Raw genomic sequence first — 13,025 nt, forward strand, 5'->3', positions numbered from 1 at the left:
TTGTGTTTCGGATGCCCGTTCAATCAGGGGTTAACCGACACCTATTCAGTTCGGGAATAACCCCGAAAATTTGGGAGACTGACATGGCTTCAGTGAAAACAGTTGCTGGCCTCGTTGCTGCCGCAGCGATGCTTGGCACATCCACGCTTTCCTATGCTGCTACGGACATTTCCTGGTGGCATGCAATGGGCGGTCGCCTCGGCGAAGTCGTCGTGGACATTTCCAACGGCTTCAATGCTTCGCAGCAGGCCTGCTCCATCACTCCGGTTTTCAAGGGCACCTATGAAGAGACCCTGACAGCCGGTATCGCCGCTTTCCGCGCAGGCGAGCAGCCCAACATCCTGCAGGTGTTCGACGCTGGCGCTGCGACCATCATCGGCGCTCCGGGCGCAGTTGTTCCCGCTCAAGACATCCTTGAAGGTGCAGGCGTTGCCTTCAACAAGGACGACTACATCGAAGGCGTCCGGAACTTCTATGCTGACAGCGCAGGCAAGATGATCGGCATGCCGTTCAACTCGTCCACGCCGATTCTCTACTACAACGTCGATGCGCTTAAGAAGGCCGGCGTTGAAGCTCCCAAGACCTGGGAAGAGTTTGAGGCAATTGCACCGAAGCTGAAGGAAGCTGGCTACGTGCCGCTGGCACAGTCTCACCTGCCGTGGATCTTCACCGAGAACTTCATGTCTCGCCATAACCAGCAGTTCGCGACCAATAACAACGGTTACGACGGCGCTGAAGGCACGAAGCTGGTATTCGGCGAGCCGATCAAGAACCACTTCAAGGCCGTCAAGGGTTGGCTGGATCAGGGCTATTTCGGCTTCTACGGCACCGGTTGGGATGACAACCAGACCCCGTTCAACAAGGGCGAAGTTGCGATGTGGCTCGGGTCTTCCGGCTCCTTCGGCGGCATCTCCAAGACGGTCGAGTTCCCGTTCTCCGCAACCTACCTGCCTTACTGGGGATCTGTTGAGGGCGCTGGTACCGGCACCTTCATCGGTGGTGCGGCCCTGTTCTCCATGGCCGGCAAGCCGGACGGCGAAAACAAGTGCGTTGCCTCCTTCTTCGAGTACCTGACCTCTCCGGAAGTCCAGTACATGTGGCACAAGGAAACCGGCTATGTGCCGATCACTAATGCTGCCTACGAACTGGCCAAGAAGGACGGTTACTACGAGACCGCACCGGCAGCCGAAATCGGCATCAAGCAGCTGACCCTGCCGGGCGGCGAGTGGACCAAGGGCTATCGGATGGGCTTCTATGTTCAGATCCGTGACGTCATGAACCGCGAATACGGCAAGATCCTCTCTGGCGAAACCTCCGTGGATGAGGGCTTTGCCACGATCGAAGCCGACGGCAACAAGCTGCTCGAGCGGTTCGCGAAGACGACTGCCAACTAAGAACCCTAAAATGTCGATATGCGGAGGCGGCAACGCCTCCGCAGCACAAAAACCACGGCGAGCCTCAATCGGTTTTACATGAGGTTCGCCTTGGTCATTTGGTGGAGCGATGAAAAAAGTTCTGTTCCAGTCGAGACTGGTTCCCTATTTGCTGCTGTTTCCGCAGCTCTCGATTGTCATTGTGTTCTTCCTGTGGCCTGCCGCTGAAGCGGTCAGGGCCTCGTTCTATCTGGAAGACCCCTTTGGCTTTGGCTCGACATTTGTCGGTTTCGACAATTTCGTCGATACGGTCACGTCCACCGACTATGGCCGCGTGGCGCGCTTTACTGCGGTGTTCACATCGCTGGTGACGTTCCTGTCGCTCGGCCTGGCGCTGCTTCTGGCGGTCAAGGCGGACAAGGTTCTGCGCGGATCGTCCACCTACAAAACGCTGCTCATGTGGGTCTACGCCGTCGCTCCTCCCGTTGCTGGCCTTATCGGCGTCCTGCTGTTTGACCAGCATGTGGGCCCGATTGTCGATTTCGTTGCGATATTCGGCTGGAACCTGAACATCGGCGTCGACTACTACGACACGGCCTTCGCCATGACCGTGACTGCGGTCTGGAAACAGGTGCCGGTCAATTTCATCTTCTTCCTGTCAGGCCTGCAGGGCATTTCGAAATCAGTTCAGGAAGCTGCCAGCATCGATTGCCGGTCCGGCTTCCGCCGCTTCTGGACGGTGACGTTCCCGCTGCTCGCCCCGACCGGCTTCTTCCTGCTGATCATCAACATCACCTACGCCTTTTTCGACACGTTCGGGATCGTCGATATCCTTGTGAAGAACGAGCCGGGCAATAACCCTGTGACGCTTGTCTACAAGGTCTATCTCGACGGCTTCCGCGGCAATGACCTTGGCGGGTCATCTGCCCAGTCGGTCATCCTGATGGCGCTGGTGTTTATCCTGACAGTCATCCAGTTCCGCCTTATCGAGCGGCGCGTCCATTATAATTGAGGAGAGAAACAGTGAAACGACTACAGCTCTCCGACCATCTGGTGCTCATTGGCGGCGTCATCTTCATGGTGGCTCCGGTGATGATTGCCATCATGACCAGTACCCACGATGCCATCACCATCTACAAGTCGGGCCTGCAGTTTCTGCCCGGCGGCCAGATGCTGGAAAACTACGAGACCGTGCTGTTCCGTGCCGGCGGCTTCACCAAGGAAGTCAATGGTCTGGTGATGATGAAGAATTCGCTGATCCTAGGCCTCGGCTTCGCGATCGGCAAGATTGTCATCTCCATGCTTGCGGCCTACGCGATCGTGTATTTCCGCTTTCCCATGGCCACGCTGTGCTTCTGGGTGATCTTCTGCACGCTGCTGCTGCCGCTGGAAGTTCGTATCCTGCCGTCCTACGAGATCGTTCAGTCGCTGGGAATGACCAATACCTATTCCGGCCTGATCGTACCGCTGATCGCCTCGGCGACCGGGACCTTCTTCTTCCGCCAGTTTTTCATGTCCGTGCCTGACGAGCTTCTGGAAGCTGCGCGTATCGATGGTGCCGGGCCGTGGAAGTTCTTCTTCGACATTCTCGTGCCGCTGTCCAAGACCATGATCGCGGCCATCTTCATCATCATGTTCGTCTACGGATGGAACCAGTATCTCTGGCCGACGCTGATCACCACCGATGAAGCGCTCTTTACCCTTGTGCGCGGCATCAAGCAGATCATGCAGGTCTGGGTGGGGGCGCAGATCCCGGCCCTCAACGAGGCCATGGCCCTGGCGATCCTCGCCATGCTGCCGCCGGTGATCGTTGTGGTCATCTTCCAGAGCTGGTTCATCAAGGGGCTCGTCGAGAGCGACAAGTAAGGATTACGGTTTCAAAATGGCTACGATTACTCTCGATCAGGTCCGCAAGGTTTATGGCGGTGTCGTGGAAGCGGTCAAAGGCGTATCCGTTGATATCGCTGACGGCGAGTTCATTGTTCTCGTCGGTCCGTCCGGTTGCGGCAAGTCCACGCTCTTGCGCATGATTGCTGGTCTGGAAGACATCACCACCGGCGAAATCAAGATCGGTGACCGGGTCGTCAACAATGTCGACCCGGCAGACCGGGACATCGCCATGGTGTTCCAGAACTACGCGCTTTATCCGCATATGTCGGTCTACAACAACCTCGCTTATGGCCTGAAGAACCGGGGCATGGCGAAGGATGAAATCGACCGGCGGGTGAAGGAGGCCGCGCGTATTCTCGAAATCGGCGACTATCTGGATCGCAAGCCGCGCGCCCTGTCGGGTGGCCAGCGTCAGCGTGTCGCCATGGGCCGCGCCATCGTGCGTGAACCTGCCGCGTTCCTGTTCGACGAGCCGCTGTCCAATCTGGATGCAAAACTGCGCGTCCAGATGCGCGTGGAAATCAAGCGGCTCCAGCGCTCTCTGGGTACGACCAGTGTATACGTTACCCACGATCAGCTCGAAGCAATGACCCTGGCGGACCGGCTCATTGTGCTTAACGGCGGCAATATCGAGCAGATCGGGGCCCCGATCGATGTCTATGACAAGCCGGCATCTACCTTCGTCGCCGGGTTCATTGGCTCGCCTGCCATGAATTTGCTTCCGGTGAAGGCTGTTGATGGCGGTTTGGGGCTTGAAACAGGCTCAGGCTTGAGCGTTCCAAACCTGCATGGTCAGGACAAGTGCCTGCTTGGCGTTCGTCCCGAACATCTGGAAGTCGTGGATCAGCTGCCCAATGGGCCCCATGCACAAGTCACGGTCAACGTTCTGGAACCGGTCGGGGCCGAAAGTTATCTTTACGCCTCTTTCGAAAATGGCGGGCCGGAGATCGTTATCCGCGTATCCAGTCATGCGGTTCACAAGCCGGGCGAAAAGCTGTTCCTTGGTATCAAGCCGGAGAACCTGCATTTCTTTGAGTCCCAATCAGGAAAACGGATTGGCGATTGATCCGCTTGCCCTGATTCAAAACACAAAAGCCGCTTCGGATCTCCGGGCGGCTTTTTTGCTGGGCTCATGACATCCTCCTGACAAAGGGTGTCAGTTGGAGAGGCTCGCCTGCATTGCCAGTGCGGGTGCCTTGATGCTCTATGAAAGCAAGAATTTTCAAGGAGCAAATGGGCAATGGAACCCTTCAAGAACAAGATTTCAGCCGATCTCGTGCGCTGTTTTTCTGCGCTGCTGGAGCGCGAGTTGACCGGGTTTGATGCACGCGCCTATGAGGCGTCCATCGTCAATCGGCTGGATGCGCTGGAACTGAAGCAGCGCGCCCGTTTGATCGCCGACGAGACAAACCGTGTTTTGCCTCCAGAACTCGGCGAGAAGTTCTGGATCATCAAGAAGATCCTGCACCCGAATGACAACGGCTCTATCGACCGCACGAGCGATCACAGGGGAATTTGCGGTTGGGGCATGATGCCACTCGGCATGATTGTCTCCGATCACGGCCTTGCGGACTATGACCTTTCCTTCGCGCTGATGAAGGAGATGACCAAACGGGCGACGGCCGAATTCGACGTGCGCCCGTTTCTGGATGCAGATCAGCAGCGGGCCATCGACATCCTGTCGCTCTGGGTGGCTGACCCGAGCGTGCATGTGCGCCGCCTTGTGGCGGAGGGAACGCGCCCCCGGCTTCCCTGGGGCATGCGGCTGCCGAAACTCGTCGCTGACCCAACCCCGACATTGCCGCTTCTGGACGCGCTGAAAGACGATCCGGAAGAGTATGTCCGCCGGTCCGTCGCCAATCATCTCAACGATATTGCCAAGGATCATCCGGATCTCGTCGCCGATATCGCGCACATGTGGCTGAAAGGCGCCAACCGGAACCGGGAGAAACTGGTCCGCCACGCATGCCGGTCGCTGATCAAGGCCGGGCATCCGGAAGCCCTTGCAGCGTTTCGCCTCTTGCCGCCAGAACTGCGTCTGGAGGGATTATCCCTGACGTCTGACGAGGTGACCTACGGCGATGGCCTGAATTTCGAGATTGAGCTTTGTTCCACGTCCGGGCGGGCGCAGGATCTGGTGATCGATTATGTGATCCATTTCCGCAAGGCCAATGGCAGTCTGGCTCCCAAAGTCTTCAAGTGGACGAAAGCGACCCTGGGAGCCGGGGAAACTCTCAGACTTTCTCGCAAACACCCGATCCGTCCGATCACGACACGGGCTTATTATCCCGGCGAACAAGCCATCTGCCTGCGCATCAACGGGCAGGATATGGGGTGGGCGGAGTTCGATCTGAATATGGAGCTGCCGGAGGCACGATCCCAGGCTGCTGCATAGCGTTCGTGAGAGGCCGGGACAAAGACATCACGGGCTGCCGTTGACACTTGGCGGTTACAGGATGTCCCCCAAAAGAAGACTGATCTGCCAGAAACTATCGAAAACCGACCAAGCTTGGCTTCAAGCGGGGCTGGCACCGCTTTGCCGTTTCGATCCCAAGGAGGAACACCATGAAAAGACCCTTGTTTCTTTTGCCGCTGATCAAAGTGGCGTTTGTTTTTTCACTCATCACCCCAACAATATCCAATTCTGCAGGCAATGAAGTAATGACCAGCGACGAGCAGACCATACTGAGCACGGTCCTTTCCATGACCCAGGCATTTCACTCAGGCAATATTGACGATGTCATGGACACATATGAGACCTCGCAAAGCATCGCATTTGAACCGGGGCAAGCGGTTTCGGATGCGAAGCTCGCTCGGCAGATGTTTCAGGACTTCAGCTCGATGCAGCCCCAGTTCACCTATTCGGGCCATGAGGTGATTGTTGAGGGGGATCTTGCTATTCACATTGCACCGTGGACCATGAGCGGAAGGGATCCGGACAACAACGAGATCGAGATGAGCGGTCTGTCTGTGGCAGTCTTGCGCCGTCAGCAGGACGGGAGTTGGAAAATAGTAATCGACAATCCCTATGGATCGCATCTTCTTCCTGGCAGGAATTAGTAGAAACAGGGGCAATGTTGGATTCCGGCCTAAGGGGCAGTCGGATCGTGCATTGCCCTTATTCAGTTGGCGCAGTCAAGATCTTCAAGCGCAGCATAGCGACTACGCCGAGGGCGGGGCCGATGGCCATGAGGGCAAATGTCATTGGCCAGCTGATGGCTTCGGCCGCCAGCGGGGTCAGTTGAACCGTTGCAAATGTCAGGGCAAAGCCGAGGGCCGTCTGAAATGTCATCAGGCTGCCCGCCTTGTCCGGCGCGGAATGGTCGGCCACCAGTGCCGAGAACTGCGCCGAATCCGGCAAGATTGCCGCGCCCCAGATGATGGCGCAGGTGAGTGTCAGCCAAGCGGGACCGCCAAAGGCGAGCGCTGTCGCCAGCGCTGCCGTCCCACTGACAACCATTGCAAGGATCGCGATTGTTTCCTTGCCTATGCGGTCGGCAAATACACCGCCAACAATACAGGCGACGCCGCCGGCTGCTATGGCAAGAAAAGCGCCCAGACGTCCAAGCGTGGCCGCGTCTCCCGCAGGCATCGAAAGGGCAAAGGACGCGGTTAGCGCTACGCCGATCCATGCCCACATGGCATAGAGCTCCCACATGTGTCCAAGATATCCGGCATAGGCAAGCCGCACCTTTCGATTGGTCCAGGCTTCGGTAATCGTGCGCGGGTCAAAGCGTCCTGCGCGCGCGTGATAGGGGCCAAGCGTGGTGAACAGGCAGGTGAGCCCGCCAAGGCCTGCGGCAATAGAGGCAACACCGACGCTCCATCGCCACTCGGCACCGCCCAGCAGCGCAAAGAGATGCGGAGCTGCCGAGCCGAAAGTCAGGGCCCCCACAAGCGCGCCAACCAGGAACCCTCGATCCTTTTTGCCCCAACCAACGGCAATCTTCATGCCGACAGGATAGACGCCAGCCAGCATTGCACCTGTCAGAAAACGGGCAAAAATGGAAAGCGCATTGCCGGGTGTCAGAACCAGAAGGGAGAGGTTGGCTGCGGCTGCAATCAGCGCACAAATGGCAAAGAGGCGCCGGGGGTCAAATCGATCCGGCAGTCCAAGAAAAGCGGACAGCAGTGCGCCCACGACGAAGCCCGCTTGAACTGCACTGGAGAGCGCAGCTTGCCGGGCCTCCGATATCGGGAACTCGGCGATCATTTCCGGAAGGATTGCCGCTGACATGAACCACAGGCTCATCGCCGCAATCTCGGCGACCATGAGTATGGACAGCGAGGAAAGCTTGCCGGGTAACCGGGCAGGAGCGTTTCTGTCAGCTTGCAAGGCCCAGATCCGCCCGTTGCTTTCGGGTCAGTTTGCCCGAAATGATCCTGTGTGCCGCTGTCAGATAATCCTTGAGTTCTTCCTTGCTCAACGCATCGGTTCGGGTCATCTGGATCCACTTTGCCCGCGCCAGATAGGGAGCAGGTCTGAACCCGTCCTGTTCCGACAAGAGGGAGTAGGAAAGGTCCGAGCACTTGAAGGCGATCTTTTCCTCATTGTCCTCTCCCCAGATAGAGCAGATGGCAAAAATCTTTCCGCCGACTTTCCAGACAGAGGAGTTGCCCCACTGAATGACATGGCTGGTGGCGGGGAGCGTTGCGCAAAAGGTGTCGAAGTCGGAACGGGTCACGGAGCTGTCTTTGAGAATCGAAGAACGGCAACCATGCATCTGGTCGCCGTCTCTCGCAAGCGTTTCACCCATGACAATCCCTTGAGCAGAGCGTGTCGACAGGTTCGGTCTCTGCGGGCCTGAAGGGCTATCTGCCGAAAATGATCTCGCTCGCTAAGCCGAGGTGAGCCCCACAGGACTTCATCATGCGGATAGATAACGCGCCGTGGGTCATTGTAGGCCAATGGGGCGGTGGCCCCTTCGGTCTTTAGGGCCGAGGGGAAAAGCGGAGTTGTCATGTTGTTTGTGCCTGTGCATCCTGTCAATAATGGAAAAAGAAGAGGAAAGCGGTGTAAAAATTCTCAGAAAAACGCGGAACTAACTAGAATTTAAAAGGAAAGTTGATTTTCAAAAATGAAAAGCGTGATGGACTGGCAGGACTTGCGGCTGTTTCTCGCAGTCGCGCGCCACGAAGGGCTGACCGGGGCTGCAAAGGAAACCGGAGCCAGTCCGGCGACCCTCGGCCGACGAATGACGTCTCTGGAGACCGCGCTGAACACGCGGTTGTTTCACCGTGGCGCCAGCGGCTATGCGCTCACACAGGAAGGCGGGGAACTTTTGGCGGCTGCGCAGGAAATGGAGACATCTGCCGCAGCCATTGAGGCATGGAAGTCTGACCGGACAGTCAGTCGAAGCATCCGAATATCAGGCGGGTATTGGACAATCAGGCTCATGACCGACAATCTGGAGACCTATTGGGCACCGTCTTGTCCGTGGCGACTGGAATTTCTGGCTGATCTGAAAAAGCGGGACATTGCCAGACGGCAGGTGGATATCGGCGTGCGCAATGCCCGGCCCGAAGAGCCCTGGCTTGCCGGACAGAAGGTGGGCACAGTCCGGTTTGCCATTTACCAGAAAACTGGCTTGGGTGCGGATATAGAGAGACGGTGGATTGGTCTTGTCGAGGACGCCGCCAATTCTCCGAGCGGCAGATGGCTGCAGCGTCATGTCCGTGGCGACGTTTTGATCACCACCAACGAAGCCTCCCACGCACTCTCTCTTGCGCGGCAGGGCGCGGGGCGGGTGTTGCTGCCGACATTTGTCGGCGGGGCTTTTGCCGATCTTGAAAGAGTGGGTGAAGAGGTCAGCGAGCTGGAGACGGAGCGTTGGCTGGTGATGCATCATGAAGAACGTCATAGACCGGAAACCCGGCAGGCCCTGACGGCGATCAGGAGCTTCCTTTCAAGTGATCCTCAGATCAGGCCTTGAGGGAGTTTTCTGCTGTGCGCCCACGCTCCCTTTCACGTCACTTGCGGAGTTTGCAAACGGCTGACTTGAAACGTGTTTGGCAAGTCGCCATATTCTCAAGTGAACTGGGGCCATGGGCCCCATGTCCGGATGCCTCTTTCGGGTCCGGGCGCAAGGTCGCTTTGATAGGACTTTGAGGATGACGCGAATGTCAGCTTTTTCCAGCCCGTTCATGCTCGGGTTTGACGACATAGAGCGAGTTTTGGACCGGGTGTCCAAGGCCGCAAATGACGGGTATCCCCCCTACAACATCGAACGCCTGCCGCGTTCCGAAGGGCAGGGAGATATCATCCGCATCACTCTTGCTGTTGCCGGTTTCACCCGCGAGCAGCTGGATGTGTCGGTTGAGGAAAGCCAGCTCGTCATTCGGGGTCGACAGGTCGATGACAAGACCCGTCAATATCTCCACCGGGGCATCGCAGCTCGACAGTTTCAGCGCGCGTTTGTTCTGGCCGAAGGGATAGAGATTCTGGGCGCTGACCTCAAGGATGGTCTGCTTTCAATTGACCTTGCACGGCCGGAGCCGGAACGGGTGATCCGGAAGATCGAAATAACCAGCGGCGAGTGATCGCCGGGGCCATCGACGGAGTAGTATCCATGTATGATCCGAACTTGCCTGCGCCTGCTGCGCAGACCCTTTCGCGTGCCCTCATGTCTGATGATGACTTTATCCGGCTGGGCGCTGGACAGGTCGCCTATATTCGCCGGGTGGGACCGCACGAGCTGGGAACGCTTTTCCCGCGAGTGCCTGCCATCACCGGTCAGTCCATGCTTTTCGCGCTGTACGGCGCCGACGGAGCACCGTTGATGCTGGCCGACACACGCGATGCACTGATGGCAAATGCCATGGCCAATGATCTGGAAACGGTCGCGACTCACTGAGCGGTGAGCACCACGTGATCACACCAAGGGAACCCCGGGGAACACCCGGGGTTTTTCTTTTAGGCCGGTTCGGCAGTGGTCTGTTTGTCAGACCCATGATGCGCTGTCGGTTGAGACGGTGCGGACGTGGCAGACGAACCTTCCCCAAAGTGTTTGCCCTGGGGAGGTTTGCGCCATGGTTGGCTCTTGTACCAGGAAATCGTGTAGGCAACGGCAATGAGGGCCGCAAAGCCTGCAAGATTGGTCAGGACTTGTGCAAACCATTCGCCGCGGGCCCAGAACATGTCCCGAATGATGGCAAAGGCCTGCGCAAAGACGAGGCTTGCCATGAAGACGCCGAGAGACTGTTGCCCCACCTTCTGGACGACATTGACAAAGGCTTGCCATCCCGGTGCGTCCAACAGCAGATATTTTCCATTCGGGCCAGCTGCAATCCAGGCCAGATAGGCGAGAGCCAGAAAATGGATGTAGCGGAACAGGCCGAATTCGGTCTTGATCCAGAACGGCTCCATCATCATCCGGATGTCCTGCGCCCAGGCCACATTCTGATGAATGCGGAAATAGGCAAACGGCAGGGACGCGACCAGAACTGCAACTGCGAGCAGGATGAGCGGGCGATTGACCGGCGGGGCCGGGATCCAGCCACGCATGAAGGCAAAGCCGGTGAAGAACACAAGCTGCCAGGCAAACGGGTTGAAGAACCACTTGCGGTCAGACCACGGCTCTGCCGGGAGGTCGAGATAACCGAACTGCGCGGCAATCCAAAGTGTGATCGAGAGGGCAAAGGCGAGGGGAACCGATATCCTTGCTGCGACCATGATGACCGGGATCAGCGCCAGAATGACGAGATACATCGGCAGAATGTCGAAGTAGTTCGGCACCCAGGTCAGGCTCATCAGACCGGGCAGGCTGATTTCTGTCTTGTCGACAAGGTGCCAGAGGTTCAGCGATACGACGTAGTCCTGCGTCAGGTCGCAGCAACGTGTCAGATAGCCGCTCTGGTGAAGGGCGATCAGACCAACCGCGATCACGAGAAACTGGCCGATATGCGCCCAATAGACCTGCCACATCCGGTGAAGGATACGTGCGGCCCCCATGGCCGGGCCATGCGTGTCGAAGATCTTTCCGAAGGCAAGAGCAGATGCCATGCCGGAACAGAAGACGAAGATTTCGGTCGCATCGGAAAAGCCGAAGCGGGCCGGAATCCACAAGGTCCACCAGTTCCAGGGAACATGGGCGATGAAAATGATGAACATGCCCAGTCCGCGAAAAAAGTCGAGCCGAGGATCGCGGGCGCGTTTTTGTACTGTCTGTTGAATTGTCACGGTCAGAAGTCTGTATTGTTGTTTGGTGCGGGTCGGGCCGATACGCTCTAGCCCGACGTTGCCCGAAGTCGCTGATCACCCATGATCTCTTCAGCCCGAAGCATTTTCCCGCACAGTTCAAACCGCTGTTCGGCGTAATGGTCAAGCCCGCCACGCAGTTTCAACCGTTCTTCAAGCAAGCTCCTTGCATCGCCGGCAAGGCCTGCCCGGATACCGGCATCGATTGTCAGGCGTTCAAAGACATCCCGTTGGGCATGCGAACCACCAATCGTGTTCAGGTTTTTGCGCGCCTTGCGCAGGTTTACGAAGGCAGAGCCATAATTGCCAAGCCGGAACTGTTCTAGACCAAGTGCCGCGGTTTCGCCGGAGGTGTTGGAGATGCGGGCAAGATCGCCTTCTCCGCTCGCAGTCCGGTGCAGCGACTTCATCAGCCGCTCTGCCCCAAGCTTGCGTCCGCCATTGAGCAGCGCCATCATGTAGTGAAGATCGGCGAAGACGTTGCATCCGTCCTCGGCGCGCTTGTCCGACAACAAGGCCAGTTCTTCCCAGCGGTCACCGACATTCACGCCTTCAAGCTCAAGACGAACGAGCAGGGAAACGCCGTTGGAGATATCCCGGTAGTCGTCCGTCTTGTCCCGGCGAATTTCCTCGTCATAGAGTGAGAGGACGCGGGAGACATCGCCGCGATCAAGATACATCAATGCCAAGTGCCACCACACATGGTAGCCAAAGTTGTTGCAGTGGGACCAGCCATTCGGTTGGCTCTCCAGCCAGCCGATGCCTTCTTCCATCCGCCCTGTCATGTCATGCACATGGGCAACGGCATGCAGGCCCCAGGCATCGTCGGGCGCGTGTTCCAGCCCCTCGCGACCAATGGCTTCGGCCTCCCGATAGTCACCGGTTTCCTCAAGCGAAAAGGCTCGGCAGCCAAGGACATAACCATAGGACGGGTGGGTCGGGTCATATTCCGGAAGAACGGTCTCGATCGACGAACGCATGCCCGTCGCATCTCCAAGCACAAAGCGGATGGCATGTACCAGCTTGAGCAGGAATGCGTCCCTTGGGTGCTTGCGCAGGGCAGCGTCAAGGATTTCGGCAGATTCCGACGGCCACCCGTCCAGCCACGCCGAAAGGGCACGAACCACGGCCTGTTCGCGTTCGCTCGCGCCGCGAGCTTTCACCGATGCACGGGCAATGGGCAGGCAGTCGCTGGCGGTGGCAAGAAGCTCACGCCGTCCCAGAAGCAGGCAGAACAACCCGCGAGCCGCATGCCCCAACGCAAAATCGGGATCGGCCTGCAGAGCCTTTTCCAGATGGATGGGCGTGTCTTTTGCGTGGGCCAGAAATGCGGTGATCGTTGCATTCCACGCAGATACACATTCCATGTTCTGCGCGGTCAGCTCATATCCGAACTGGTCTAGAAGACGCATGCCTGTTCATTCCTTCCAGGGTGCCTGGTCTTTACGATACGCAAGCTGGCTGATACCAGATCCCACATCGCCTATTAAATCATCCGACGAAAGTCTTGAGGATGCACATGAACTGCAACACACAAATAAGTGTATCCCTCGTGTAGCTGATCC

General features: G+C 57.7%; 13 protein-coding genes. 9 read left to right on the forward strand and 4 right to left on the reverse strand.

Annotated elements, in window-relative coordinates:
• Positions 1–83: 83 nt before the first annotated feature.
• The 6 genes from F0155_RS06855 (at position 84) to F0155_RS06880 (ending at position 6,323) form a co-directional block, all read left to right on the forward strand.
• Positions 84–1,394, forward strand: coding sequence for an extracellular solute-binding protein (locus tag F0155_RS06855; protein WP_150523753.1), 1,311 nt, complete (start codon positions 84–86; stop codon positions 1,392–1,394).
• Between the two features lie 109 nt (positions 1,395–1,503).
• Positions 1,504–2,385: an ABC transporter permease subunit gene (locus tag F0155_RS06860; RefSeq protein WP_150523754.1), complete on the forward strand. Its 882-nt coding sequence runs from the start codon at positions 1,504–1,506 to the stop codon at positions 2,383–2,385.
• Positions 2,386–2,396: 11 nt separating this feature from the next.
• On the forward strand, positions 2,397–3,239 hold the full coding sequence (gene ugpE / locus F0155_RS06865; RefSeq protein ID WP_150523755.1) for a sn-glycerol-3-phosphate ABC transporter permease UgpE: 843 nt from the start codon (positions 2,397–2,399) through the stop codon (positions 3,237–3,239).
• A 16-nt stretch (positions 3,240–3,255) separates the two neighbouring features.
• Complete coding sequence (locus tag F0155_RS06870) at positions 3,256–4,329, forward strand: sn-glycerol-3-phosphate import ATP-binding protein UgpC (protein ID WP_150523756.1); 1,074 nt, start codon at positions 3,256–3,258, stop codon at positions 4,327–4,329.
• A gap of 174 nt (positions 4,330–4,503) precedes the next feature.
• Complete coding sequence (locus F0155_RS06875) at positions 4,504–5,658, forward strand: DNA alkylation repair protein (protein WP_150523757.1); 1,155 nt, start codon at positions 4,504–4,506, stop codon at positions 5,656–5,658.
• 170 nt (positions 5,659–5,828) lie between these two features.
• The gene (locus F0155_RS06880) at positions 5,829–6,323 is read left to right on the forward strand and encodes a YybH family protein (protein WP_150523758.1); all 495 of its coding nucleotides are present in this window, start codon (positions 5,829–5,831) and stop codon (positions 6,321–6,323) included.
• Between the two features lie 58 nt (positions 6,324–6,381).
• Here the strand turns inward: F0155_RS06880 and F0155_RS06885 are convergent, their stop codons facing one another.
• Together F0155_RS06885 and F0155_RS06890 are read right to left on the reverse strand one after the other, a co-directional pair.
• On the reverse strand, positions 6,382–7,599 hold the full coding sequence (locus F0155_RS06885; RefSeq protein WP_208999163.1) for an MFS transporter: 1,218 nt from the start codon (positions 7,597–7,599) through the stop codon (positions 6,382–6,384).
• Positions 7,589–7,948, reverse strand: coding sequence for an MmcQ/YjbR family DNA-binding protein (locus F0155_RS06890; protein ID WP_150523828.1), 360 nt, complete (start codon positions 7,946–7,948; stop codon positions 7,589–7,591). Before F0155_RS06890 ends, F0155_RS06885 begins: the two co-directional genes overlap by 11 nt.
• Before the next feature lie 393 nt (positions 7,949–8,341).
• Between F0155_RS06890 and F0155_RS06895 the strand changes: the two genes are divergently transcribed.
• The 3 genes from F0155_RS06895 to F0155_RS06905 all read left to right on the forward strand — a co-directional run bounded on the left by F0155_RS06895 (position 8,342) and on the right by F0155_RS06905 (position 10,117).
• A complete protein-coding gene (locus F0155_RS06895; RefSeq protein ID WP_150523759.1) occupies positions 8,342–9,196 on the forward strand; it encodes a LysR family transcriptional regulator in 855 nt (284 codons plus the stop codon).
• 178 nt (positions 9,197–9,374) lie between these two features.
• Positions 9,375–9,803: an Hsp20 family protein gene (locus F0155_RS06900; protein ID WP_150523760.1), complete on the forward strand. Its 429-nt coding sequence runs from the start codon at positions 9,375–9,377 to the stop codon at positions 9,801–9,803.
• A gap of 29 nt (positions 9,804–9,832) precedes the next feature.
• Positions 9,833–10,117 (forward strand): BQ00720 family protein, encoded by a 285-nt coding sequence (locus tag F0155_RS06905; RefSeq protein WP_150523761.1) that lies wholly within the window; start codon positions 9,833–9,835, stop codon positions 10,115–10,117.
• Between the two features lie 59 nt (positions 10,118–10,176).
• On the opposite strand, the gene F0155_RS06910 is transcribed toward F0155_RS06905, so the two are convergent.
• Positions 10,177–11,442 (reverse strand): OpgC family protein, encoded by a 1,266-nt coding sequence (locus F0155_RS06910; RefSeq protein WP_150523762.1) that lies wholly within the window; start codon positions 11,440–11,442, stop codon positions 10,177–10,179.
• 47 nt (positions 11,443–11,489) lie between these two features.
• Complete coding sequence (locus F0155_RS06915; RefSeq protein WP_150523763.1) at positions 11,490–12,872, reverse strand: tetratricopeptide repeat protein; 1,383 nt, start codon at positions 12,870–12,872, stop codon at positions 11,490–11,492.
• Between the last annotated feature and the right edge of the window lie 153 nt (positions 12,873–13,025).

This window comes from Roseibium sediminis (genome assembly GCF_008711325.1).
In the GTDB taxonomy this organism is placed as follows: Bacteria; Pseudomonadota; Alphaproteobacteria; order Rhizobiales; family Stappiaceae; genus Roseibium; species Roseibium sediminis.